Source organism: Rhizobacter sp. P2_H3 (assembly GCF_056403355.1).
In genome coordinates, this window is sequence record NZ_JBFUFQ010000007.1 from 1 (window position 1) to 24,712 (window position 24,712).

23 protein-coding genes are annotated in these 24,712 nt (G+C 71.9%); 11 read left to right on the forward strand and 12 right to left on the reverse strand.

Going from position 1 to position 24,712, the window contains the following annotated elements; translation table 11 throughout:
• Window positions 1-191: hypothetical protein (locus tag AC1D1T_RS02395; protein ID WP_477991327.1), on the reverse strand; the 191-nt coding region annotated here is incomplete at its 3' end.
• A gap of 37 nt (window positions 192-228) precedes the next feature.
• On the opposite strand from AC1D1T_RS02395, the gene AC1D1T_RS02400 reads away from it, so the two are divergent.
• Window positions 229-1,068, forward strand: a complete 840-nt coding sequence (locus tag AC1D1T_RS02400; RefSeq protein WP_477828959.1) for an AraC family transcriptional regulator — start codon at window positions 229-231, stop codon at window positions 1,066-1,068.
• Here the strand turns inward: AC1D1T_RS02400 and AC1D1T_RS02405 are convergent, their stop codons facing one another.
• Window positions 1,069-2,907 carry a sensor histidine kinase gene (locus AC1D1T_RS02405; protein WP_477991329.1) on the reverse strand — a complete coding sequence of 613 codons (1,839 nt, stop codon included), beginning with the start codon at window positions 2,905-2,907 and terminating at the stop codon, window positions 1,069-1,071.
• A 144-nt stretch (window positions 2,908-3,051) separates the two neighbouring features.
• Here AC1D1T_RS02405 and AC1D1T_RS02410 point away from each other — a divergent pair, with 144 nt between their 5' ends.
• The 7 genes from AC1D1T_RS02410 (at window position 3,052) to AC1D1T_RS02440 (ending at window position 11,155) form a co-directional block, all read left to right on the forward strand.
• The gene (locus AC1D1T_RS02410; RefSeq protein ID WP_047508557.1) at window positions 3,052-3,654 is read left to right on the forward strand and encodes a TetR/AcrR family transcriptional regulator; all 603 of its coding nucleotides are present in this window, start codon (window positions 3,052-3,054) and stop codon (window positions 3,652-3,654) included.
• A gap of 188 nt (window positions 3,655-3,842) precedes the next feature.
• Window positions 3,843-4,718, forward strand: a complete 876-nt coding sequence (locus AC1D1T_RS02415) for an alpha/beta hydrolase (protein WP_047508560.1) — start codon at window positions 3,843-3,845, stop codon at window positions 4,716-4,718.
• A 302-nt stretch (window positions 4,719-5,020) separates the two neighbouring features.
• Window positions 5,021-5,257 carry a hypothetical protein gene (locus AC1D1T_RS02420; protein WP_047508562.1) on the forward strand — a complete coding sequence of 79 codons (237 nt, stop codon included), beginning with the start codon at window positions 5,021-5,023 and terminating at the stop codon, window positions 5,255-5,257.
• Between the two features lie 11 nt (window positions 5,258-5,268).
• A complete protein-coding gene (locus tag AC1D1T_RS02425) occupies window positions 5,269-5,445 on the forward strand; it encodes a hypothetical protein (RefSeq protein WP_465110199.1) in 177 nt (58 codons plus the stop codon).
• 235 nt (window positions 5,446-5,680) lie between these two features.
• Window positions 5,681-6,964 (forward strand): solute carrier family 23 protein, encoded by a 1,284-nt coding sequence (locus AC1D1T_RS02430; RefSeq protein ID WP_047508564.1) that lies wholly within the window; start codon window positions 5,681-5,683, stop codon window positions 6,962-6,964.
• 49 nt (window positions 6,965-7,013) lie between these two features.
• A complete protein-coding gene (locus AC1D1T_RS02435) occupies window positions 7,014-9,071 on the forward strand; it encodes a GGDEF domain-containing protein (protein ID WP_477838901.1) in 2,058 nt (685 codons plus the stop codon).
• Window positions 9,068-11,155, forward strand: a complete 2,088-nt coding sequence (locus AC1D1T_RS02440; RefSeq protein ID WP_477991331.1) for a GGDEF domain-containing protein — start codon at window positions 9,068-9,070, stop codon at window positions 11,153-11,155. The genes AC1D1T_RS02435 and AC1D1T_RS02440 overlap by 4 nt, the downstream gene beginning before the upstream one ends.
• Before the next feature lie 760 nt (window positions 11,156-11,915).
• Here AC1D1T_RS02440 and AC1D1T_RS02445 read toward each other — a convergent pair.
• Window positions 11,916-14,423: a PAS domain S-box protein gene (locus AC1D1T_RS02445; RefSeq protein WP_477824482.1), complete on the reverse strand. Its 2,508-nt coding sequence runs from the start codon at window positions 14,421-14,423 to the stop codon at window positions 11,916-11,918.
• Between the two features lie 151 nt (window positions 14,424-14,574).
• Here AC1D1T_RS02445 and AC1D1T_RS02450 point away from each other — a divergent pair, with 151 nt between their 5' ends.
• The gene (locus AC1D1T_RS02450; protein WP_047504034.1) at window positions 14,575-15,576 is read left to right on the forward strand and encodes a Bug family tripartite tricarboxylate transporter substrate binding protein; all 1,002 of its coding nucleotides are present in this window, start codon (window positions 14,575-14,577) and stop codon (window positions 15,574-15,576) included.
• Window positions 15,577-15,604: 28 nt separating this feature from the next.
• Entirely contained in the window at window positions 15,605-15,991 is a 387-nt protein-coding gene (locus tag AC1D1T_RS02455; protein WP_477824483.1) for a GtrA family protein, read from the forward strand.
• On the opposite strand, the gene AC1D1T_RS02460 is transcribed toward AC1D1T_RS02455, so the two are convergent.
• The 3 genes from AC1D1T_RS02460 to AC1D1T_RS02470 are packed head-to-tail and all read right to left on the reverse strand — an operon-like array spanning window position 15,966 to window position 18,142.
• On the reverse strand, window positions 15,966-16,820 hold the full coding sequence (locus tag AC1D1T_RS02460; RefSeq protein WP_465110192.1) for a ChbG/HpnK family deacetylase: 855 nt from the start codon (window positions 16,818-16,820) through the stop codon (window positions 15,966-15,968). The two genes, AC1D1T_RS02455 and AC1D1T_RS02460, sit on opposite strands and share 26 nt — an antisense overlap.
• Window positions 16,817-17,806, reverse strand: coding sequence for a glycosyltransferase family 2 protein (locus tag AC1D1T_RS02465; protein WP_477824484.1), 990 nt, complete (start codon window positions 17,804-17,806; stop codon window positions 16,817-16,819). Before AC1D1T_RS02465 ends, AC1D1T_RS02460 begins: the two co-directional genes overlap by 4 nt.
• A gap of 48 nt (window positions 17,807-17,854) precedes the next feature.
• Complete coding sequence (locus AC1D1T_RS02470; RefSeq protein ID WP_156154786.1) at window positions 17,855-18,142, reverse strand: hypothetical protein; 288 nt, start codon at window positions 18,140-18,142, stop codon at window positions 17,855-17,857.
• Between the two features lie 110 nt (window positions 18,143-18,252).
• Between AC1D1T_RS02470 and AC1D1T_RS02475 the strand changes: the two genes are divergently transcribed.
• Window positions 18,253-20,013, forward strand: a complete 1,761-nt coding sequence (locus AC1D1T_RS02475) for a SulP family inorganic anion transporter (protein WP_477824485.1) — start codon at window positions 18,253-18,255, stop codon at window positions 20,011-20,013.
• Window positions 20,014-20,027: 14 nt separating this feature from the next.
• On the opposite strand, the gene AC1D1T_RS02480 is transcribed toward AC1D1T_RS02475, so the two are convergent.
• Genes AC1D1T_RS02480 through AC1D1T_RS02505 form a run of 6 tightly spaced genes read right to left on the reverse strand, consistent with a single transcriptional unit; the run spans window position 20,028 to window position 24,696 of the window.
• A complete protein-coding gene (locus AC1D1T_RS02480; RefSeq protein ID WP_477838905.1) occupies window positions 20,028-20,603 on the reverse strand; it encodes a GNAT family N-acetyltransferase in 576 nt (191 codons plus the stop codon).
• A 40-nt stretch (window positions 20,604-20,643) separates the two neighbouring features.
• Window positions 20,644-23,028 carry a glycoside hydrolase family 3 N-terminal domain-containing protein gene (locus AC1D1T_RS02485; RefSeq protein WP_477824487.1) on the reverse strand — a complete coding sequence of 795 codons (2,385 nt, stop codon included), beginning with the start codon at window positions 23,026-23,028 and terminating at the stop codon, window positions 20,644-20,646.
• Window positions 23,025-23,507: a GNAT family N-acetyltransferase gene (locus tag AC1D1T_RS02490; protein WP_465110186.1), complete on the reverse strand. Its 483-nt coding sequence runs from the start codon at window positions 23,505-23,507 to the stop codon at window positions 23,025-23,027. Before AC1D1T_RS02490 ends, AC1D1T_RS02485 begins: the two co-directional genes overlap by 4 nt.
• A 41-nt stretch (window positions 23,508-23,548) precedes the next feature.
• On the reverse strand, window positions 23,549-23,770 hold the full coding sequence (locus AC1D1T_RS02495) for a DUF167 domain-containing protein (protein ID WP_047504012.1): 222 nt from the start codon (window positions 23,768-23,770) through the stop codon (window positions 23,549-23,551).
• Window positions 23,767-24,168 carry a PDZ domain-containing protein gene (locus AC1D1T_RS02500; RefSeq protein ID WP_477824488.1) on the reverse strand — a complete coding sequence of 134 codons (402 nt, stop codon included), beginning with the start codon at window positions 24,166-24,168 and terminating at the stop codon, window positions 23,767-23,769. The genes AC1D1T_RS02495 and AC1D1T_RS02500 overlap by 4 nt, the downstream gene beginning before the upstream one ends.
• 12 nt (window positions 24,169-24,180) lie before the next feature.
• Window positions 24,181-24,696 carry a hypothetical protein gene (locus tag AC1D1T_RS02505; RefSeq protein ID WP_477824489.1) on the reverse strand — a complete coding sequence of 172 codons (516 nt, stop codon included), beginning with the start codon at window positions 24,694-24,696 and terminating at the stop codon, window positions 24,181-24,183.
• Window positions 24,697-24,712: the final 16 nt, after the last annotated feature.

The window sequence follows — 24,712 nt, forward strand, 5'->3', positions numbered from 1 at the left end:
GTCACCCGCAGCGGCCCCCAGGCATCGGCCCGCGGCGCGGCACCGCCGTCCGAGCGTCCCGTCTGCGTGCCGACCCACATCACCGCCAGCACGTGCAGCACGATCGACAGCGTCACGAACTGCGCGAGCGTCGCGCGCTCCTGGTCCGACACGCGCAAGCTGTCGGCCGGGTGAAGCGGGAGGACGGGCAAGGCACTCATCGCCCCCCGAGCATGCCATCATCGTGCGGTGGAAGCCGTCCCCGCCCGATTCGAGCACGCCAGCGACCGTGCGCAGTTCAAGCAGCCCGCGCACCGCGGCGGCATCGAGCTGTACCGGGCGCACATCGTGCGCTACGCATTCGAGCCGCACACGCACGAGGCCTACGGCTTCGGCGTGATCGATGCCGGCGTCGAGCGCTTCCGCTACCGCGGCAGCGAGCACCTGGCACCGCCGCAGTCGCTGGTGCTGATGAACCCCGACGTGCTGCACACCGGCCGCGCCGAGACCGCGCACGGCTGGCGCTACCGCATGGCGTACGTCGATGCCGCGCTGCTGCGCGAGGTGGCCGGCGAGGCCGACTGGTCGTTCGCCGAGCCGGTGCTGCAGCACGCGGCGAGCGCGCAGCGCGCGAGCCGGGCCCTGCAGGCGCTGTGGGCGGCCGATGCCCCACTGGCTTTCGATGGCGCGCTGCTCGACCTGCTGCAGGCGGTGCAGCCGCATGCACGCCGCGGCCCGCCCGAGCGCGCGCTCGAGGGCCACGCGCCGCTGCAACGCGCGATCGACCTGATGCACGACCGCCTGGCCGAGCCGCTGACGCTGGCCGACCTGGCGCAGGCGGCCGGGCTCAGCCCGTTCCATTTCCAGCGCTGCTTCAAGGCGCGGCACCATGCCACGCCGCACCAGATGCTGATGGCGCTGCGGCTGTTCCGCGCGAAGCGGCAACTGGCCGCCGGCCTGGCACCCGCGCTGGTGGCGGCCGACAACGGGCTCACCGACCAGGCCCACCTGACGCGCCGCTTCGCCGGCATGTACGGCGTCACGCCGGCGCGCTACCAGCAGCAGATGCAGCCTCAGCGCCGAGGCTGATCAGCGCCCTTCGAGCGCCGTCTCCTGCCGCACCACACGCGCCAGCGGCAGGCTCACGCGCACCCGGGTTCCACGTCCCACCTCGCTCTCGATGGCCATCGTCGCGCCCATGCGCTGCAGCAGCAGCCGCGTGATCACGAGGCCGAGCCCGCTGCCGGGCACCGGCGTGTTCTCGGCACCCAGCCGGTTGAAGGGCTGGTAGAGCTGCGCGAGCTTGCCGGCCTCGATGCCGACACCGGTGTCGTGCACCGTCACCACGACGCGTGCGCCCTCCTCGGCGCACACCACCCAGGCCCGTCCGCCCGGGCGGTTGTAGCGGACCGCGTTCGACAGCAGCGTCGCGAACACCTGCTCCAGCCGCCGCGGATCGGCGTGCACCGCCAGCGCCTGCGCCCCTTCGATCGCCAGCGTCACGCCCATCGACAACGCCAGCGGTTCCACCTGGCGCAGGCTCGCGCCGAGCGCCGGCGCGAGCGGGACCTCACGGTTCGACAGCGCGAGCGCGCCATCCTCGATGCTCGTCAGGTCCAGCAGGTCGTTGATCAGCTCCAGCAGGTGCTGGCCGCTGTCGAGCACATGCTGCAGCCGCGCCGCCTGCCGGCTCGTCAGCGGCTCGTGGGCATCGGTCTGCAGCAGCTGTGCGAACCCCAGCACCGCGTTCAGCGGCGTGCGCAGCTCATGGCTCACGCGCGACAGGAACTGCGTCTTGGCCAGGTTCGCGCGCTCGGCCGCCTCCTTGTCGAGGCGCAGCTGCTCGGCCTCGACGTCGTCGCTCACGTCCCACAGCAGGCCCACCGCGCGCCGGCCGTCGACCTGGCGGCGGCGCGCATTCATCTCCAGGTGGCGCACGCGGCCGTCGCGCCACAGCACGCGAAAGCGCAGCTCCACCAGCTCGTCGCCATTCACGGCCCGCGCGAGCGCCGCATGCAGCGCGGGCAGGTCGGCCGGGTCCACCCTGTCGGCCGACAGTTGCGTGCCGTTGCGCGAGCCCGGGTCGTCATCGACCCCGAAATGGGCCGCCGCGCGGGCATCGAGTTGCACACGATCGTGCTCGACATCCCAGTCGAACACGCCGATGTGCGCGCCCTCGGCCGCCGTGGCGAGCCGCTCGTCGCTTTCGCGCAGCGCCTGTTCGGTGCGGCGCTGCGCGTGGTGCATGCGCATCGTCAACCACACGCTGGCCGCGGCCAGCAATGCACCGAGCCCGAGCGTCGTCGCCGTCACCAGCTGCCGCGTGATGCGCGAGGCCTCGCCGAGCGAGTCGGAGAAGCGCATCCCGAGTTCGGTCAATCGCTCGCTCAGCGGCGGGATCCGCCTCACCAGCAAGCGCAGCTCCGGCGAGCCGTTGTCGCCGGCCAGGATGCGGGCATGCATGTCGCGCCCGAGCGCGCTCAGCTCGTCCATCTGCGCATCGCCTTCCGCCCAGGTCCTGATGGCCTCGGCCATGAAGCCGACGTGGCGAAAGCGCCGGTAGAGGCGGGCCATCGAATCGATGTCGTCCGCATGGTTGCCGCCTTGCAGCAGGCCGCGGCGCACCACGGCCATGTCGGGCACGGGCTTGTCGAGCTCGAGCCTGGCGAGCCGGTCGCCCTGCGACACCGCGAGCGCCGCCAGGTGGCGCCGGTAGTCGAGCGCGTCATGCGATTCGCTGTAGCGGTACAGGTGGTAGATCGCGTCCTTCTGGCCCTTCGACCAGTGGCTCTCGCCGCCGACATACGCGCGCGCCGCCGACAGCGTGTCGGCACTGAAGGCGCTCAGCCCCGCCAGCAGCGCGACCACGACCAGCCACAGGCCGACCACCAGCCAGCGAAATCGCGATCCGTCATCCGACTGCGCCATCGGCTCCCTCTCTCCCGGCGCGCCACCCCCGTCGCGTGCCGTCACGCGGTGTACCACGGCGCCGCAACCCCTGTCGATGGGTGGTGCCGGCGGTGTCCGACACCTCGGCTTGACACTTCGCACGATCGTGCTAAATTGCGCCGCATGGAAACCCGGACCGAACGCAGCGGGCTCACGCTCGCCGCGATCCTCGACACCGCGCTCGGCATGGCCGCCGCCGACGGGCTCGACAGCCTGACGATCGGCGAGGTCGCCCGGCGCCTGGGCTTGTCGAAGAGCGGCGTGTTCTCGCGCGTCGGCTCGCGCGAGGCGCTGCAGATCGCGGTGATCGACGAGTACGACCGCCGTTTCCTGCAGGATGTCTTCGTGCCCGCGATGCGCGAGCCGCGCGGCCTGCCGCGGCTGAACGCGATCATGCGGCTGTGGCTGCAGCGTGCGCGCGATGTCGAGATCCGCACCGGTTGCCTCTATTGCGCCGGCGCCTTCGAGTTCGACGACCGCGAAGGCCCGCTGCGCGACCTGCTGCTCGACCACGTGATGCGCTGGCGCAGCGCGCTCAAGCGCACCGTGATCCAGGCCATCGACGCCGGCCACCTGCGCGCCGACACCGACGCCGACCAGCTCGTCTTCGAGATGGACGGCCTGTTCGTCGCGCTGATGCGCGAAGCCCGTTTCCTGCGCGAGCCGCGCGCCGCCGACCGCTGCTGGTCGGCCTACGAACGGCTCATCCGCTCCCTCCAGGCCTGAAGCCATGCCCGCCCCGTTCGCCGTTCCCTGCCCACACATTTCGCACGTGCGTGCGAAATCAAGGAGATTGCCATGCTGATGATCGTCGTGTCCGCCCTGGTCGTCGCTGCGCTGCTGCGCGGCGCGTGGTCGTTGTGGCGCGTGGTGGCTGCCGTGCCGCACAGCAATGCCGATTTCGGCTGCTTCTGATGAGCACGCCCAACCCCGCCACCGCCTTCTACGCCGCCAGCCGCAGCGCGCGCTGGATCGGCGCCGCGCTGCGCGGCACGCAGTCGATCGCGCCCGGACTGGGCATGCGGCTCGCGCTGCGGCTGTTCTTCACGCCGCTGCCGTTGAAGCTGACGGCGCGGCGGCGCGCCGTGCCGGCCGGCTGGCAGCTGTCGCACTGGCCGTTCGAGCAGGGCACGGTCGCGGTCTACCGCCGCGCCGACCAGCCCGCCGGGCTGCCGACCGTGCTGCTGGTGCACGGCTGGGCCGGTGACGCGCTGCAGATGCGGCCGCTCGGCGATGCGCTGGCGGCGGCCGGTTTCGCGCCGGTGCTGCTGGATTTCCCGGCGCACGGCCGCAGCGCCGCGTGGCGCTCGACGCTGCCGCAGTTCGTGCGCGCGCTGTGGGCGGCCTCGGCCCGGCTCGGCCCGCTGCATGCCGTGGTCGCACATTCGCTGGGTGCGCTGGCGGCCGGCCATGCCGCCGCCAGCGGCCTGCCGGTGAAGCGGCTGGCGCTGATCGCCCCGTCGCCGCCGCCCGGCCTCTTCCTGCACTGGTTCAGCGGCAGCTTCGGGCTGGGCGCCGGGCTGGCCGAGCGGATGGGTGCCGCGATCGAGCGCCGCGAGGGCGTGCCGCTGCAGCAGTTCGAGCCGGCGTGGCTGGGCGAGCGGCTGGCCCAGCCGACGCTGCTGCTGCACGACGAGGGCGACCGCGTCGCGCCGCTGGCCGGCAGCCGGGCGCTGCAGCAGGCCCTGCCCGATGCCCGGCTGGCCACGACGAGCGGCCTCGGCCACCGGCGGGTGCTGTCGGATGAGGAGGGCATCCGACTCGTCGTCGAGCACGTGCGTGCCAAATAGATGAGCGGCGCGGCACGGCCCCTGAGCGGTCGTGGCCGGCCCTTGTAACCGTGCTTGAAAAGCGGGTTTGAAATAAGTGCGGCGGATCGACGAATCCGGTCAAGTCTGTAACCGCGACCTTACCGTCTGGCCACAATTCGGCCGGCACGGACTTCGTCACGCGGCATTTTTGGTCCGAAGCGGGGTCGCAAGACCCGAAAGCAGGCTGGCATGGAAGCTGCGCATCAGTGCGCACAGACTGCCAGTCCGGTGACTCTCCCGCTCCACGCCGGCAGCAGCTCCAACACAAGGACGTCGTTGCCATGTCGCTGTTTCATCGTCGTACGCCTTCTTCCCGCCGGGCCCGCCCGGCCACCCCGAGCTGCCGTGGCGGCGCCTCTTCGCTGCTGCGCCTGGCCCAGCCCGCGACCGGGCAGGGCGGTGGCAACGTCAGGCACTGGCTGGCGCGTGCCGCCAACGTGCTGTCGCCGGCGGCGGCCGAGATGGTCACCGTGCGCCCGAGCGAATTCGCCCCCAGCCAATGGCTGGTCGGCCACTGAAGGGGCTCGCGATGGCACCCCGCACCGAACACATGATCGTCCGCCCGACCAGCCAGCCGAGCGTGACGCGCATCACGCCGCAGGCCGGCAACGCCGCCGACCGGTCGTTCAAGGTCCTGCAATCGAGCCGCGCTCCGGCGCAGCTGTCGTTGTTCCCGCCGCCCGGCAGCGTCCGCGGCGCGCGTTGATTTCCAGACGTATGTGACGTCCAAGGGGGAACGGGCAAGCCGGGGTGGATGAGAGCGAGCCCCCGGCACCTGTCCCGTTTCCCCTCTTTTTTTCACATCCGTCGAATTCAGTTCCCACTGTTACCCGGGCGCGCCGACCATCGGTGCCGGCCCGGGTGACTCGTTTCTGCCGCGCTCCTACACTGCGTCGCGCACCGCCCCGGGTGCGCATCGCAGAAGAACACAGGAGCACGACATGTCCCTCCCCACCTGGCGCGTCCGCAGCGCCCAACCCGGCGTGGTCGTCGCGCCCGACGAGCGCCTGCCGTGGCCGCAGACCTTCGCGATGGGCGTGCAGCACGTGATCGCGATGTTCGGCGCCACCGTGCTGGCGCCGCTGCTGATGGGGTTCGACCCGAACGTCGCGATCCTGATGAGCGGCATCGGCACGCTGATCTTCTTCGTGGTGGTCGGCGGCAAGGTGCCGAGCTACCTGGGCTCGAGCTTCGCGTTCATCGGCGTCGTCATCGCCGCCAGCGGCTATGCCGGCCACGGCCCGAACGCCAACCTGGGCGTCGCGCTCGGCGGCATCGTCGCCTGCGGCGCGGTCGTGCTGCTGATCGGGCTGGCCGTCACGGCCGCCGGCACCGCGTGGATCGAGTCGCTGATGCCGCCGGTCGTCACCGGCGCGGTCGTCGCGGTGATCGGCCTGAACCTGGCGGGCGTGCCGATCAAGAACATGGCGCCGACGCCGTTCGACGCCTGGATGCAGGCCGTCACGTTCCTGAGCGTCGGGCTGGTCGCGGTGTACACGCGCGGCATGACGCAACGGCTGCTGATCCTGGTCGGCCTGCTGGCCGCGAGCGTCGTCTACGCGGTGCTCGCCAACGGCTTCGGCCTGGGTAAGCCGCTCGACCTGTCCGGCGTCGCCGCGGCCGCGTGGTTCGGCCTGCCGGGCTTCGCGACGCCGGTGTTCCAGGCCGATGCGATGCTGCTGATCGCGCCGGTCGCGGTGATCCTCGCGGCCGAGAACCTCGGCCACCTGAAGGCGGTCGGCGCGATGACCGGCAAGCCGCTCGACGCGCTGATGGGCCGCGCCTTCATCGGCGACGGGCTGGCCACGATGGTCAGCGGCGCGAGCGGCGGCACCGGCGTGACGACCTATGCCGAGAACATCGGCGTGATGGCCGCGACCAGGATCTACTCGACCGCGATGTTCGTGGTGGCTGCGCTGATCGCGATCGTGCTCGGCTTCAGTCCCAAGTTCGGTGCGCTGATCCAGGCCATCCCGCTGGCGGTGATGGGCGGCGTCAGCATCGTCGTGTTCGGGCTGATCGCGGTGGCCGGCGCCAAGATCTGGGTCGACAACCGGGTCGACTTCGGCGACAACACGAACCTGATCGTCGCCGCGGTCACGCTGATCCTCGGCACCGGCGACTACACGCTGAAGTTCGGCGGCCTGACGCTCGGCGGCATCGGCACCGCGACCTTCGGTGCCATCCTGCTGCACGCGCTGCTGCGGCGCCGTCCCGGGCGCTGAGCAGTCCGCTGGAACCTCAGGTCCGCCCTTTGCTGGTCGATATCCACCGATGGTCCCGATCCTGCGTGCCCCTGGGGCTTTCCTCCTGCGCCTGAGCTGCGTGCTGATCGCCGCGCTCGCGTGCGGCAGCGTGCGCGCCGCGCCGGCCCCTCCGTCGGCACCGGCCTCCGCCTCGGCCGTGCAGGTGGCATCCGACAGCGCGTTCGCCGAGTTCGAATCGACCGGCCGTGCCCATCCATCCGACACGGCCGCGCTGCTGCGCACGCGCGTCGCCGCGCTCGCGATCGGCAGCGGCGAGTGGGTCGACGCGCTCACGCTGCAGGGCCTGATGCACACCGAGGCCTCGGAATTCGACGCGGCCACCGACTGCGCCCGCCGGCTGCGGCAGCAGGCGACGCCCGCCACCGACGCGGCGGCGCGGCTGATCCAGGCCAGCATGGCGCTGAAGAGCGGCGACGCGCGCGAGGCCGACCAGCTGCTGAATGCCGCCGCAGCCGAACTGCCCGCGTCGACGCCGGCCGCGAGCCGCCTGCGTTTCCTGGCCGCGCATTCGAAGGCCAAGCAGCGCGCCGGCAAGCTCGACGACGCGGTGCGGCTGCATCTTCAGGAGATCGACCTTGCGGACCAGCTCGGCGTCGCCTGGCGCCGCGCCGAGGCCCGCTCGCGCGCCGCCTACTCGCTCTACAAAGCGCAGCAGCCCGAGCGCGCGCGCAGCACCAATGCCGAGGCGCTGGCGATCGCGACCGCGGCCGACGACAAGATCTCGCTGGCCCGCGTGCACAACATCCAGGGCATCCTGCTCGACGGGCCGACCGAGGTCGCCGCGGAGCTGCATTCGATGCAGTCCGCGATCAACTATGCGCACGAGGCCGGCGCCAAGCTCGACGAGGCGCTGCTGCTGGCCAACATGTCGGACTTCTTCCTGCAGCGCGGCGACTACCGCACCGCGCTGCGCCGCGCGCAGGAGGCGCTGCCGCTGACGCGCGAGGTGCGCGACACCAGCAGCGAGATCATCGCGCTGTGGAACATGGGCCTGGCCCACATCGGCCTGGGCGACGTGGCCGACGGCAAGCGGCACGTCGAACTCGCGCTGTCGATGGCCGAGCGCCGCGGCGATGCGCCGCTGGTGTCCGACGTGCTGCTGGAGTTCGGCACCGCGCTCGAGAAGGCCGGCGCCGCCACCGCCGCGGTGCAGGCGCTGCACCGCCACCGTGCGATCGCCGACAAGCTGGTGCAACGCGACCAGCAGAAGGCCATCCTCGAACTGCAGGAGCAGTTCGACAGCGACCGCCGCGGCCGCGCGCTCGCGCTGCTGAACAGCGACAACGCGATCAAGAGCACGCAGCTGCAGCGCCGCGACCTGCAGCAGCGCCTGTGGTGGCTGCTCGCGGCGACCTTCGTGCTGTCGTTCGCGGTGGTGCTGCTGATGATGCGCCGCGTGCGCCGCACCAACCAGGCGCTCGCGCACAGCAATGCGCAGCTGAAGGTGCAGAGCGAACGCGACCCGCTGACCGGCCTCGCGAACCGGCGCTACTTCCAGGCGGCGATGAAGCAGATGTCGGTCGACGGCCAGCTGGCCGGCACCGTGTTCCTGCTCGACATCGATCACTTCAAGCGCATCAACGACGAGCACGGCCATGCGGCCGGCGACGCGGTGCTGGTCGCGATGGCGCAGCGCCTGGCCGATGCCTTGCGCGAGCCCGACCTGGTCGTGCGCTGGGGCGGCGAGGAATTCCTGGTGGTCGTGCAGTCGCTGTCGCGCGAGCAGGTGGATGCGCTGGCGCAGCGGCTGCTCGATGCGGTGGGGCAGGTGCCGGTGCGCTGGCAGGGCCGCGAGATCGCGGTGACCGGCTCGATCGGCTACGCGAGCTTCCCGATCGAGCCGACCGGCCTGGCGGTCGCGTGGGAGCCGGCGATCAACCTGGTCGACACCGCCTTGTACCTGGCGAAGGCGCACGGGCGCAACCGGGCCTACGGCGTCGGGTTGCTGCATGCGCAGACGGTGCAGGGGCTGCAGGCGATCACCGCCGCGCTGGAATCCGCCTGGCGCGACGGGCAGGTCACGCTGACGCTGCTGCGCGGGCCGCTGCTCGAGGGCCGCGCATGACGGTCGGGCGCGGGTTCCGCTGCGGGTTCCGGTGCGCGGGTGTCGCGTGGCTGCTGTTCGCTGCCGGCGCGGCGGCGGCCGGCGTGATCGAGCAATCGGACCAGCTGGTGCGCCAGGGCTACGACCGCCCGGAGCCGGCGCTGAAGGCGCTGCTGCAGCTGCAGCACGAGCAGGAGGCGATCTCGCCGCGGCCGGCGCAGACGATCCGCCGCCTGCAGCTCGCGCGCGCGATCGTGCTGGCGCAGAACGGCCGCATCGGCGAAGCCGGCATGCTGGCCGAGGAGATCCGCACCAGCATGGCGGGCACCGAGGCGGACGAGGCTGACAGCACTGCGCGCGCCAACCTGGTCCGTGCGCTGGTGGCCGAGAACAACGGCCAGCTCGACGTGGCGGCCGCGCTGGCGCAGGCGGCGGTGCCGTCGCTGCAGCAGGGCTGCCCGGGGCCCGATGGTGCGCCGGCGGCCACCGCGCCCGGCTGCGACTACCGCGCCGCGTGGCGCGCGCTGCAGGTGCTGGAGCGCCATGCGCAGAGCCGCGCGCTGTGGGCCGAGGGCGCGCGCCACCTGCGCACCGCCGCGCAGCTGGCCGAGGCGCAGCACGACGGCTACCGCCAGGCGCTGGTGCTGGGGCTGCTCGCGCTCGACATCGCGCGCCAGGGCGACATGCCCGGCGCGGTGCGCACGCTGCAGCAGGCGCAGCGCGTGGCGGCGCCGCTCGACGACCCCGACGTCGATGTGCGGCTGCGGCTGCACGAGGCGCGCCTGGCCGACCTGCGCGGCGAGCACCAGCAGTCGCTGCGGCTGGCCGAGGAGGCGTTGCCGATCGCCGCGCGGGCCGATTCGCCGCGGCTGGAGTCGCTGGTCAACGCGAACCTCAGCGACCTGTATGCGCGCCAGGACCGCCCGGCCGATGCGCTGCGTGCGGCCGAGGCCGCGCTGCCGGTGGTGCGCCGCCATGGCGATCTGCGTGCCGAGCGGGTGCTGATCAACAACGCCGGGCTCGCGAAGATCGGCCTCGGCCGCCTCAACGAAGGCCGGCTCGACCTCGCCCGGCTGGTGGAGCTGTGGCAGCGCAACGGCGCGCCGGGCAGCGAGGCGCAGTCGCTGCGCGAGTTCGGCGAGGCGCTGGCGGCGGCCGGCGATGCGCGCGGCGCGCTGGAGCTGTTCCACCGCGAGCGCAAGCTGAGTGCCGAGGTGATGAAGGCCAACCGCGCCGCGGCGCTGAAGGATGTGCAGCAGCGCTACGACACCGAGAGCAAGCAGCGCGAGATCGAACTGGTGAGTCGCGACAACGCGCTGAAGACCGCGGCACTCGCGAACCGGGAGCTGCAGCAGCGGGTGTGGGCGCTGATGGCGGCGGTGCTGGCGCTGTCGGTAGGTGTCGCCGCGCTGCTGTACCTGCGGGTGCGCGAGATCAACCGCCGGCTGCAGGCGAGCCATGCCAACCTGCGGCTGCAGAGCGAACGCGACCCGCTGACGGGCCTGGCCAACCGCCGCCAGTTCCAGGCCGCGATGGCGCGCAACGGCACGCAGGGCATCGAAGGCGCGCTGCTGCTGGTCGACATCGATCACTTCAAGCATGTGAACGACGGCCACGGGCATTCGGTGGGCGACGCCGTGCTGGTGGAGGTGGGGCGGCGGCTGGCCGGCTGCGTGCGCGAGCGCGACCTGGTGGTGCGCTGGGGCGGCGAGGAGTTCCTGATCCTCGCGCCCGAGGTCAGTGCCGAGCAGGCCGAGCAGCTCGCGGCGCGCGTGCTGGAGCAGATCGGGCGCGAGCCGATCGCCAGCGGCACGGACGGCGGCCCCGACGACGTGCTGCGCGTCACCGCATCGATCGGCTACGTGCGCTTTCCGCTGCCGCCCGACGAGCTGCCGGTGCCGTGGGAACAGGCGGTCAACCTGGCCGACATGGCGCTCTACACCGCGAAGGGCCAGGGCCGCAACCGCGCGATCGGCGTGGTGGGCGCGCAGCTGCGCTCGCCGGACGAGCTGAAGGCGATCGAGAACGACTTCGACAGCGCCTGGCGCGACGGCAGGGTGCGGCTGCATGAGCAGGCGGGGCCTCAGCCGGATCTGTTCTCGTAGTTTTTGCATTGGCGCGGCAAAGGCATGTGGGGGAGGCTGTGGCTCGCCGGCCGGTGCGGTCATTGCCCTGGGGGCAATGACTCCCCGCCGCTGACTGGTTTCATGGCCCGTCGTCGAAACTCCCTCCACTCACTTCGTTCGTTGTGGTCAAACAGTCGACGACAGTCAGTGCACGAAGCGTGCTGCGCACGCGGGCCATGAAACCAGCCAGCTCCGGCGCCCCGTCCCTATTGGCGCTCCACAGCCTCCCCCACATGCCTTTGTGGCAGCACCGTCCCCCTTCGGGAGGTGACAAGCGAACAAATGAAGGTTGAGTCCGGGTTGTCACCCGGGCAACGAGTGCCGCTTGAAAAGTGCCGCCAGACGCAGCGGGTGAGGGTGTCGGCATGGAGGGACGATTGATCGCAGATGCGGAACCGGGCCCGGGCGACAGCCCGGGCATCAAACCCCATTTGTTCGCTTGTCACAGCCGAAGGAGCAGGGCGGTGGCACAAAGGCGCGTGGGGGAGACCGTGGAGCGCCAATCAGGACGGGTCGCCGGAGCTGGCTGGTTTTGCGGCCCGCGTGCGCAGCACGCTTCGTGAACTGACTGTCGCCCACTGTTTGACCACAACGAACGAAGTGAGTGGCGGGAGTTTGGGCGACGGGCCGCAAAACCAGTCAGCGGAGGGAAGTCATCGCCCCCTGGGGCGATGACCGAACCGGCCGGCGCGCCACGGTCTCCCCCACGCGCCTTTGCGCAAACATCAATGCGCAAACCTTATGGCGCCCGCCCCGCTTGCTGCTCGTCCAGGCAGCGCAGCAGCTGCGCCACGTTCACCGGCTTGGTCAGGTAGGCCGCGAAGCCCGCCGCGCGCGCCACCTGCGACTGCTCCGGCGTCGCGTCGGCCGACAGCGCGATGCGCGGGCAGCCGAGCGCCGCCTCCAGCGCGCGCGACACCTCGACGCCACTCATGTCGCCCAGGTGCATGTCGAGCAGCAGCAGGTCGGGGCGCTGCTGCAGCGCCATCTCGACCGCCTGGCGCCCGTTGGCCGCCACCAGCAGCCGCCAGTCGGGCCGCATCTTCATCACCTGGCGCACCAGCTCGACGTTCATCGGGTTGTCCTCGGCGTACAGCACCGTCCAGGGCGCCGCCGGAATGTCGACGGACACCTCGGTGGGCGCGAAGCCCGGGTCCGACGCCGCCATCGGCACCCACGGCAGGCTCGCGGTGAAGACGCTGCCGACGCCCGGCTCGCTCTCGACCGACAGCCGGCCGTTCATCAGCTGTACCAGGCGCTGCGTGATCACCAGGCCGATGCCGGTGCCTTCGACACCGCTGCGCTCGGCGCCGAGCCGGTTGAACGGCTCGAACAGGTGCGCGATCTGCGCCGCCGTCAGCCCCTCGCCGGTGTCGCGCACCTGCAGGTGCACCAACCCCACGCCCGCGTCGACCGGCCAGCTCAGCAGCACCTGGCCGCCGCGGCGGTTGTACTTGATCGCATTGCTCAGCAGGTTCACCAGCACCTGGCGCAGCCGCAGGTGGTCGGCCTGCACGCAGATGCGCGGGTCGGCCGCCTGCGGCGATGCACGCTCGATCAGCAGCTGCACGCCGGCCTCGGCCGCAGCCGGCGCGACCATCGCGAGCGCCTCGTCAACGACGCGCCGCAGCGCGACGCTGCCCGACACCAGCGCGACGCCACCGCTCTCGATGCGCGACAGGTCGAGCACATCGTTGATCATCGCGAGCAGGTGGGTGCCGGCCTGCGTGATGTGCTGCACCCGCATCTGCTGCGCCGCGTTCAGCGGCTGCTGGCTGTCCAGCTCCAGCAGCTGCGCGAAGCCGAGCACCGCGTTCAGCGGCGTGCGCAGCTCGTGGCTCATGCGCGACAGGAACTCGGTCTTCGCGGCGTTCGCGCGCTGCGCCGATTCGGCCGCGAGCACCGCCTCCTCGATGCGCTTGCGCTCGGTGATGTCGATCATCAGCCCGCGCAGCAGCCGCTGGCCGCCCTCGGGGCGGAACACCGTGACCCAGCTGCTCATCCAGCGCACGCTGCGGTCGGCCGCGTAGAAGCGGTACTCGATCGCGCTGACCGAGCCGGTGAGCTGCGAATCGGCGACCTCGCGCAGCGCGCGCTCGCGATCGTCAGGGTGCACGTGCAGGATCCAGAAGCGCGGCTGCATCCAGTCGGCCTGCGGGTAGCCGAGCAGCTGCTTGGCCTTGTCGCTGACGAAGGTGAAGTTCTCGGTGCGCGGGTCGCCCTCCCAGAAGATGCCGTCGACCGAGTTCAGCAGGTCGACGAAGCGCTGGCGGCTCGCCCGCAGCTCGGACTCGGCCTGCTTGCGCTCGGTGATGTCCTGCACCACCGCGATCAGGTAGTCGGGATGGCCGTCGGGCTTGCGCACCAGCGTGACGTTGATGGTGGCCCAGACGATGCGGCCGTCGGCATGCAGGTAGCGCTTGTCGGCGCGGTAGCGCGGGATCTCGCCGGCCAGCAGCTGGCGCCGCCGGCGCCGCTCGCCCGCCAGGTCGTCGGGGTGGGTCACGTCCTCGGTGCTGAGCGCGAGCAGCTCGGCGCGGCTGCGCCCGAGCATGTCGCACAGCTGCTGGTTCAGGAACAGCGGGAAGCCGTCGAGCCCGATCTGCACGATGCCGGAGCCGGCCATCTCGAGCACCGCGCGCAGCTGGGTCTCGCTCGCGCGCAGCGCATTCTCGGCCTCGCGCCGCTCGCGGTCGTTGCGGACCGCGCCGAGGATCGCACCGACGCTGGTGAAGAGCGGTTGCAGCCGGTCGACCAGGGCCTGGTCGAAGCCGCCCGGCCGGTTCGCGAGGCCGACCATGCCGAGCATCTCGCCGCCGTGGAACAGCGGCACGCCGAGGAACGAGCGCATCGCCGGATGGCCGGGCGGCAGGCCGCCGCGCCGCGGGTCGACCTCGGGGTCGTTGCTGATGACCGGCGCACCGCTCAGCACGGCGGCGCCGAACAGCGTGCGCATGTTGTGGAACTCGATCGTGTGCTCCGGGCCGCCGTGCATGTGGCGCTCGTACAGCGCGCGCGTCGCGTCGTCCCACGAGATGTCGGTCAGCACGTAGAAGCGCAGGTAGGGCGCGCCGTCGCCGTCGTGCAGCACCTCGGCGATGAAGCCGTACTCGCAGGCGGTGCTCTCGAGCAGGTCGGTCAGCAGCGGCGCCAGCATCTCGCGCGGCGGCGCGGCGCGGATGTAGCGGGACTGGACCCGGGCGATGATCGCGCCGAGGTCGTCGGCAGGCGGGAACGGTGGGGGCACGGTCGTCGGGTTCCGGTGGGCACGAGAGCGTGCTGCAGGCAGGTGGATCGTGGCACAGCGCCCGGGTGGTGAGAAGTAGGGCGAGCGCGGGTACGGGGCGGCGTTGCGCTGCCGCACACTGGGCCCATCCCTCGAGAAGACCGGAGTTCCCATGACCTGTCCGACACGCCGCCAGGTGCTCGCCACCGCAGCGGCGGCCGCCACCGCAGTCCTTGCCTCCCCCCTGCGCGCCCAGGGCGCCTGGCCCACCAAGCCGGTGCGCATCGTCGTGCCGTTCGCGCCGGGCGGCACCACCGACATCCTGGCGCGTGCGCTCGCGCCCGAGCTGAGCCGGGCGTTCGGCCAGCAGTTCATCGTCGACAACAAGCCGGGGGCCGGCGGCAACGTCGGCGCCGAGCAGGTGGCGAAGTCGCCGCCGGACGGCTACACGCTGCTGATGGGCACGGTCGGCACGCACGGCATCAACCAGTCGCTGTACCCGAAGCTGCCGTTCGACCCGATCAAGGATTTCGCACCGGTCACGCTGGTGGCCGGCGTGCCGAACGTGCTGGTGGTGAATCCGGCCAAGGCCGAGGCCGCGGGGATCAACAGCGTGGCCGACCTGATCCGCTATGCGAAGGCCCACCCGGGCAAGCTGAACATGGCGTCCAGCGGCAACGGCACCTCGATCCACCTGAGCGGCGAGCTGTTCAAGAGCATGACCGGCACCTTCATGCTGCACTTCCCGTACCGCGGCTCGGGGCCGGCGCTGCTCGACCTGATCGGCGGCACGATGGACCTGATGTTCGACAACCTGCCGTCGGCGATGCCGCAGATCAAGGCCGGCAAGCTGAAGGCGCTGGCCGTCACCAGCGCGCAGCGCAGCGCCGCCTTGCCCGACGTGCCGACGGTCGCCGAGGCCGGGCCGGTGAAAGGCTTCGATGCGAGCTCGTGGTTCGGGCTGCTGGCGCCGGCCGGCACGCCGGCGGAGATCGTCAACCGGGTGCAGCAGGAAAGTGCCAAGGCGCTCGGCACGCCGGCGCTGAAGGAGCGGCTGCTGGCGCAGGGCGCGATCCCGAGCGGCATGCCGCCGGCGGAGTTCGCGGCCTACATCGCGGCCGAGACGAAGAAGTGGGCGCAGGTGGTGAAGGTGTCGGGCGCGAAAGTCGACTGAGGTCGGGGGTGGGGTTTAATGCGCGGCCATGGCCGCCTCGCTGACCGATCTGCTGCACCGCTTCTTTCGCTACGGCCTGGTGGGCGTGCTCGCGACCGCGGCGCACTATGCGCTGCTGGCTGCGCTGGTCGAGGGCGTGCAGGTGCCGGCCTGGATCGCCTCGGGCCTCGGCGCGGCGCTCGGCGCGCAGGTCGCGTTCTTCGGCAACCGGCGCTTCACCTTCGACCACCGCGGGCCGCTCGGCCCGGCCTGGCTCAAGTTCCAGGGCACGGCCCTGATCGGTGCATTGGTCGGCATGGCGATCGTCGCGGGCGGCGTCGCGCTCGGCTGGCACTACCTGCTGGCGCAGGTCGTCGCGACCCTGACCGGCCTGGTGCTGACCTTCCTGATCAACCGGCGCTGGACGTTTTCGTAGCGCCGCGCTGCCACACCCGCCCGAGCTTGACGTTCGCCGCCGCCAGGTCGTCGGCGAACGCCCCGCTTTCCAGGTAGGCCAGCTCGCGCTGCCGCGCCGCGGCGATCGCATCGCCGGCCGACTGCGCATCGATCTCGCCCGGGTGGCAGAACACCAGCCCGCCCGACGCAGGCAACGCGCGCAGCCAGCGCTGCATCCACCCGCGGTAATCGGTGTCGACGAAGTCGTAGACGCCGAGCAGCGCCGGGTTGTGCAGCCAGCCGCGGCGCAGCAGCTCGCGGTGCAGCCAGCGCCCGCCGGTACCGGCGATCAGCTGGCGCTTCAGGCCGAAGCCCGGCCCGGGCAGCACGCCGGTGTCGCGCACCGCCGGTGCCGGCAGCAGCTGCCCGATGCCGTGCAGCAGCACCTCTCGCACCTGCGGCAGATGGTGCACATGCTGGTGGCCGTCGATGGTCTGCGGCACGCGGCCGGTCGCTTCGGTGAACGCGGCCAGTTGCGCCTGCCATTCGGCCCGCAGCGCGTCGACCGGCAGCCGGCGCAGGTGGGCCTGTGCGATCAGCGTCGGCAGCGGCGGCAGCACCGGCCACACGCGCGCCAGCTCGGCGCTCAGCGGCAGCCCCTCGGTCAGGTTGAAGTGCAGGCCGCACTCGACGCTGTCGGGCAGGTCGGCCAGCAACGGCGCGCTGGCCCGCCACGCATCGCCGGTCGTGATGCACGACACCACGGTCAGGCGCTGCGCATGCGCCAGCCGCGCGATGCCGCGCGAGACCGACGGCCACAGCCCGAAGTCATCGGCACACAGGCCGAGGGTGCGCGGCGCGCCCGTCATCGGGATTCCGGCTCCGCCAGGCCCTGGCCGGCCTCGCTCGCCACCAGGTAGATCGGGCGGCGCTTGACCTCGTCGAAGATGCGGCCGACGTATTCGCCGAGGATGCCGATCGACAGCAGCTGCACGCCGCTGAAGAACATCAGGCTGCACACCAGCGTGGCCCAGCCCGGCACATCATGGCCATAGATGAAGTGCTGCGCGATCACGAGCAGCCCGAAGCCCATGCCGCCGAACGCGATCAGCGCGCCGAGCGCGCTCCACAGCCGCAGCGGCACGTTCGAGAACGCGGTGACGCCGGTCAGCGCGAGCCGCACCAGGCTGCGCATCGAGAAGCTGCTGGTGCCGGCATGCCGCTCGGCCGGCGTGTAGTCGATGATCTCGGTGCGGAAGCCGACCCACGCGTACAGCCCCTTCATGAAGCGGTTGCGCTCGGGCAGCGCCTTCAGCGCATCGACCACGCGCCGGTCCATCAGCCGGAAATCGCCGGCATCGACCGGGATGTGCACCGAGTGCTTGGTGTTGACGAGCCGGTAGAAGGCCCAGGTGCCCAGCCGCTTGGCCCAGGTCTCGTCGGCGCGCGAGGCGCGCGCGGCGCACACCATGTCGGCCCCGCCGACCCAGGCCTGCACCATGCGGTCGATCAGGTCGACCGGGTGCTGCAGGTCGGAATCCATCAGCACGACGACCTCGCCGCGCGCCAGGTCGATGCCGGCGGTCAGCGCCTGCTCCTTGCCGAAGTTGCGCGACAGCCGCACGTAGCGCACGCCGGGCGTCGTGAGGAAGGGCGCGACCGCGAGCGCGGTGCCGTCGGTGCTGCCGTCGTCGACGATGACGACCTCCCAGCGGTCGGTCAGCCCGGCCAGGTGCGCGCTCAGTTGCGGCAGCAGCACCGGCAGGTTGGCGGCCTCGTTGTAGGCCGGCATCACGCAGCTGATGGCGGGGCGGGTGGGTCGGGTGGCGACGGGGTTGGCAACTGTGGAGCGCATGGACGGGGCTGTTCACCTGGAGCAGCCCGCGACTTTACGCCGGGAAGCTCAGCGTTGGCCCTGCTTGATGCGCGCGATCCGCGCGCCCATCTCCTCCAGCTGTGCGAGCGCATGGCGGGCGTCGTCGTCGAGCTCACCGGCCGGCAGCCGCTTCGCGAGGCCCAGCACCAGGTCGCTGAGCACGCCGATCTGCCTGCCGTACGACGCCACCTCGCGCAGCACGCGCAGCTCGGTCTCGTCGTTGCCGGCACGGGCCAGCAGCGAGGGGTGGATGTCCTGCACGACCGAGCCGCTGAACGGCCAGTTGAACTGCGGGTTGAAGTTGAGCCACCACATGGTCGTCGCCTCCCTGGCCGCGGTCGCAGCCTTGCCCGGCAAGTGTTGGGCTGGTATCCGCCGAAGGCAATCAGCTGCCTTGGGGATTGCACTCGACGGACAATCGCCACATGCGTTTCACCCCCTGGCGCCTGGATTGGCGCGCCTACCGTCGCGAGGCCCTGCGCGACGACCTGGTCGCCGCCTTCGTCATCAGCGTGCTGCTGATCCCCCAAAGCCTGGCCTATGCGCTGCTCGCCGGGCTGCCGGCGCAGGTCGGCCTGTATGCGAGCCTGCTGCCACTGGTGGCGTACGCGGCGCTCGGCTCCAGCCCGGTGCTGGGCGTCGGGCCGGCCGCGGTGCTCGCGCTGATGATCGCGCAGGCGATCGGCCAGGCGCCGGCCGGCGTCGAGGCGCCGGCGGTCGCGCTGGTGCTGGCGGCCGAGGTCGGGCTGCTGCTGCTGGCGGCGGCCTGGCTGCGGCTCGATGCGCTGGCCGCGCTGCTCAGCGTGCCGGTGCTGCACGGCTTCGAGACCGGCGCGACGCTGTCGATCGCGCTCAGCCAGCTGCCGGTGCTGCTCGGCGCGTCGGCACGCGGTGCCGATGCGGTGCAGGTGCTGCACAGCTGGTGGCAGGCGGTGCGGCCGTGGGCGCCGATGACGGCCGCGTACGGCCTGGGTGCTGTCGCGCTGCTGTGGTTCACGCGCCGCCATGCGCAACCATGGCTCGCCAAGCGCTTCGGCCGGCCGCACGCGGTGCTGGTCGGCCGGCTGGTGCCGCTGGCGGTGCTGGTCGGCGCGATGGCGACCGCGATGCTGACCGGCGCCGACCGGCACGGCGTGACGCTGGTCGGCGCGCTGCCGGCGCTGTCGCCGAACTTCGCGCTGCCGCTGCTCGACGCCACGCTGTGGTGGGCACTGCTGCCGCAGGCGCTGCTGATCGCGCTGGTCACCTACGTCAGCAGCCTGGTCGTCGCCGAATCGCTGGCGCGCCGGCTCGGCCAGCGGGTGGATCCGCGGCGCGAGCTGGCGGGCCTGGGCGCGGCCAACATGGCGGCGGCGCTGACGGGGGGCATGCCGGTCAGCGCGAGCTTCTCGCGCAGCATCGTCAGCCTGGAAGCGGGCAGCCGCACGCGCATGGCCGGCGTGTTCACCGCGATCCTGATGGTGCTGGCGATGCTGCTGCTGGCGCAGCCGCTCGCCTGGCTGCCGACGCCGGTGCTGGCCGCGACCATCCTGGTGGCGGTGCTGTCGGGCCTGGCGCTCGGGCCGTTCCGCGAGGCCTGGCACTACGCGCGCAGCGAGTGGGTGGTGATGGTCGCGGTGGCCGCGCTGATGCTGCTGTTCGGCGCCGGCTGGTCGCTCGGCCTGGGCGTGGCGGCATCGATCGCGCTGCTGCTGCAGCGCACCGCGCGGCCGCACGTGGCGCTGATCGGCCGCGTGCCGGGCACCGAGCACTACCGCAACATCGACCGCTACCAGGTGGAGCTGACGCCGGGCGTGCTCGCGTTGCGCATCGACGAGAGCCTGCTGTTCACCAACGCCCGCCAGCTGGAGGACGTGGTCGCGCAGCACCTGGCGACCCACCCGGACACGCGCCGCGTGCTGCTGCAGATGGCGCCGGTGAACCGCATCGACCTGAGCGGCCTGGAGGCGCTGCGCGCACTGCAGGACATGCTGGCCGCGCGCGGCATGCGGCTGGACCTGTCGGAGGTGAAGGGGCCGGTGATGGACGGGCTGCGGGCGGGTGGCTGGCAGCAGTGGTTCAAGGGGGAGTTGTTCCTGAGCGTGCACCAGGGGGTGACATGGAGCCCCTCGCCCGATGGGTACACCGGGCTGTCCCCCGAGGGAACGCGGGCCGGCTTGGGGCGGGCCGGCGCTCGGCCCGCCTGACGGCAGACCTGGCCCTACGGATCCAGCACCACCACCCGCTGCTCGCGCCGCAGCAGCGAGAACTGCACCAGGTCCTGCGCCTGCCCGCCCCACCAGCCGGCCTCGCGCAGCAGGCCTTCGCGCACGAAGCCGAGCCGCTCCACCAGCTTCAGCGACGCGATGTTGTCCGGATGCACCTGCGCCTCGACCCGGTTGAGCTGCATCTGCGCGAAGCCGAAACCCAGCACCGCGAGCAGCGTCTCGCGCATGTAGCCCTGGCCCCAGGCCTCGCGCGCCAGTTCGTAGCCGACCATGCAGGCGCGCCACTGGCGGTTCCAACGGAACAGCCCGCAGGTGCCGATCAGCCGGCCGTCGTCACGCCGCTCGATCCCCCAGCGGATGCCGGGGTTGGCCAGCGTGCGCGCCGTCGCCCAGCCCTCGATCACCTTCTGCGCCGCCTGCTCGTCGGGCAGCGGCTCGGTGCCGAACCAGCGCATCGCATCGGCATCCGAATGGATCGCGAACAGCACCGGCGCATCGGCCAGCGAGGTCTCGCGCAGCAGCAGCCGCTGCGTCTCGAGGACGGGGAAATGACTCGACGGGTCGGACATGGCAGACCTGGAACAACGGTCCGCCGAGTCTACGTCCGCTTCACCCTTGCATCTGACAAGTGACACGGCTCTCCATGCGCCAGTCGCGCCCGAGCGTGCGCACCGCGCCGGTGACCTGCACGCTCGCGCGCAGCCGGATGTCGGCACTCGACGCACCGACCTGCAGCTCGAACTCGCCGGGCTCGACGATGCGGGCGCCGGCCGCACCGGTGAAGTTCAGCATGTCCACCGGCAGGTGGAAGCGCACGCGCGCCGACTGGCCCGGCGCGAGCGCCACGCGGGCGAAGCCCTTCAGCTCCTTGACCGGCCGCACCGCCGACGCCAGCACATCGCGCACGTACAGCTGCGGCACCTCGACGCCGGCGCGCGCGCCGGTGTTGGTGATGCGGCACGACAGCTCGATCTCGCCGCGCTCGATGTCGACCTGCGGCTGCGCGAGCTGCAGCTCGTCGTAGGCGAACGCCGTGTACGACAGCCCGTGGCCGAACGGATGGCGGCTGCCGAAATGCAGCGCGATCGGCGTGCCGGCGCTCTTCAGCTTGTGGTTGTAGAAGTACGGCATCGCGCCGGCGCTCTTCGGCACCGACAGCGTCAGCCGGCCCGACGGTTCGACCGCGCCGCTCAGCACCTCGGCGATCGCGGTGCCGCCTTCCTGGCCGCCGGCAAAGGCCATCACCAGCGCGGCCAGTTCGTGCTCGCGCCCACCGAGCGTGTAGGGCCGCCCGCCGGTCAGCACGACCACGGTCGGCGTGCCGCTGTCGAGCACCGCATCGAGCAGCGCCTGCTGCACGCCGGGCAGCGCGAGCGAATCGGCGTCCGAGCCCTCGCCGACGGTGCCGGTCTGGAACAGGCCCGCCAGATCGCCGACGCAGACGATCGCGACATCGGCAGCCTTCGCGCAGGCCACCGCCCCCGCGATGCCGTCGCGGCGCTGCGAGACGCGCGAGACCCGCTCGCCGTTCACCGCCTCGGCCACGTCACCGGGGAACACCGGCGCACCGGCGCTGCGCTCCTCGAGGATCGGGCAGCCCTGGGCATAGCGCACGTTCGCGTCGCCGAACACCGCCTTCAGGGCCGCGAGCGGCGTGACGACCTGCGACGCGCCTTCGGCCTGGTCGTTGAGGATCAGGTGCACCGGGAAGCTGTAGCCGCCGAGCAGCGCCAGCGGGTCGTCGGCCGTCGGGCCGATCACCGCGATGCACCGGCCGGCGCGCGCATCCAGCGGCAGCACGCCGTCGTTGTGCAGCACGACGACCGATTGCCGCGCCACCTCGCGCGCGAGCGCGACGGTCTCGGGCTGCTGCAGCGCGATGCCCGCCACCTCGGTATACGGCCGCTCGAACAGGCCGATCCGGAATTTCTCGGTCAGCACGCGGGCGACGATCTCGTCGACCTTCTGCATCGTGATGAGACCACGCTCCAATGCTTCGCGCAGCTGCGGCGCGCAGTCGTCGCCCGGCAGCTCGATGTCGAGCCCGGCGTTGAACGCCTGCGCGGCCGCCTCGGCCCGGTCGGCGGCCACGCCATGGTGCTGGTACAGCAGGCTGATGCCGACGTAGTCGGCGACGACCAGCCCGTCGAAGCCCCACTGGCGGCGCAGCACCTCGGTCAGCAGGTGCTGCGAGGCATGCGCCGGCTCGCCGTCGATGTCGTGGTACGCCGGCATCACCGAGCCGGCGTTCGCCTGCTTCACCGCCATCTCGAACGGCAGCAGGAACACGTCGTTCAGCTCCCGCCAGCCGAGGCTCACCGGCGCGTGGTTGCGTGCACCCTCGCTGGCCGAATGGCCGGCATAGTGCTTCAGCGTGGCGAGCAGGTCGCGCTTCGGCCCCTGCAGCCCGCGCACGTAGCGCGTGGCGAGCACGCCGACCAGGTACGGATCCTCGCCGAAGGTCTCTTCGGTGCGGCCCCAGCGCACGTCGCGCGAGACGTCGAGCACCGGCGCCAGGCCCTGGTGGCAGCCGACGCTGCGCGCCTCGCGGCCGATCGCCTGCGCCACCTGCTCGACCAGCTCGGGGTTCCAGGTCGCGCCGTACGACAGCGCCGACGGGAACAGCGTGGCGCCGCGGCCCATCAGCCCGACCAGGCACTCCTCGTGCGACAGCGCCGGGATGCCGAGCCGGGTCTGCTCGACGAGGAATTTCTGCAGCCGGTTCAGCGCACGCACGCCGCTGGCCGGGTCGACGCTGTGGCTGCCGAGCGGGCGCGAGATCTGGCCCAGGCCATGGCGCAGGCCGTGCCGCACCGTGTCGGCGTCGCTGCCGCCGGTGAAGCTGTCCATGCGCGGGCGGTGATCGCCGTCCTCGGACAGCACCAGCCAGAAGGCGTGCAGCTGCGCGATCTTCTCGTCGAGCGTCATGCGTGCGAGCAGGTCGGCCACGCGTTCGGGGACCGGGCGGGCCGGGTCTTGGTAGGGATGGGTCATGGGTTTGTCTCGGATCTGTTCTGGGAAGCATCGAGCACCTTCGCGAGGCACACCGATTGCGTGCGTCCGGCGTAGTGGCCGAAGTTGGGAATGCGCGCATAGCCGCGCGATTCGTAGAAGCCGACGGCCCGCTCGTTGACGACGCGGGTCGACAGCCACAGCGCGTGGTAGCCGAGCGTGGTCGCCTCGGCTTCCAGGAAGGCGAGCAGCGCCGAGCCGACGCCGCGGGTGCCCGGCCGGGCGTACATGCGCTTCAGTTCGGCGACGCCCGGTTGCAGCGGCCGCAGTGCACCGCAGCCGACCGGCCGCGACTGCGCGTCGCGCGCAACGGCGAAGCGCGCCCGCGGATGGCGCACGTCGTCCGGATCGAACGAGGACCGGCCCGGGTCGCCGGTGAGGGCCGCGAGCGTGTCGGAGAGTTCGTCCACCAGCGCCCGCGCATCGGGCGAACCGGGGTCTTCAGCGGTGATCGTCAGCATGGCGGCATCGAGGAAAGCGTGCGCAACAACGCCGGCCCGGATCAGTCCAGCTGCACCAGCTTCATCCGGCCGGACGCCCCGCTCCTGATCTGCACCTGCGATTTGCGCAAACCGAAATGTTCGGCGATCAGCGCGATCAGCTCCTGATTGGCCTTGCCATCTATCGGCGGCGATTTGAGGTGGGCGAGCCAGCTGCCGTCCGGCTGGGCCTCGAGCTGGCGCAGGCGCGCGTTCGGCTTGACCTTGACCTGCAGCGTCGTCATCGCGCCGGTGCGGCCGGGGCGGGCTTCGCGACCGCGACCAGCGTCACCTCGTAGGCCTTGCCGTCCGGCCGCTTCAGCGCGAGGCGCAAGGACTGGCCGACCGTCTTGTGCATCACCGGCTCCAGCTCGCGGGCCTTGCGCCCGGCGATCGTCAGGCCGTCGGCGGCGATCACCAGGTCGCCGACCGCGATGCCCTTCTGCGCGGCCGGCGACGCCGGGGCGACGCGCGAGATCGTCACGCTCTGCAGCTTCGGGTTCCACGGCATGCCGCCGTCGGTCTTCACCGAGATGCCGATGCCGTAGTAGCCGACCGGTGGCGCGTCGGCCGCGTGCGCCGCGTGGACGAAGGGCAGGCACAGCGCGGCCACGGTGGCCGCGAGCAGCAGGCGCCGTCTCATGCGAGCTCCTCGTCAGCTGGCAGCGCGCGGCATGGCCGGGATCTCGCACGACGCGGCGGCGCCCAGTCCCTTCAGGAACGCACGGCGCACGGTGCCGGCGGCGATGGCGGCGGCGACATCGCGCGAGTAGCGTTCGGCACCGCTGAGCTTGCGGATCCAGCCGCGGAACGGCACCACGCCCTCGGCGGCGCTGCGCAGGTTGCCGACCGCCATGCCGCTGGCGGTGCCGGCGCCGCGCTCGATCAGGCTCGGGTTGCTGGCCGACGGCGGCGTGTCGAGGTCGGGGCCGAGCACCGCGTCGAGCGACTGCACCTCGGCGACCAGCGCCGTGCAGCCGGCCGGCGCCGGCACCGCATACGGCGCCTTCTGCGCGGCCTGCAGCGGCGCCGGGATGTCGGTGCGGATCAGGTTCAGGTCGTTCAGCGGCGTGACCATCGCCTCGCCGGCCTGCGTGAGCGTCTGCCGGGGGGCGTCGGAGGCGCAGGCGGTGAGGGCGAGCGCGAGGCAGGTGAGGGCGAGTTTGGTCATGGGGTGGCAGTCTAGT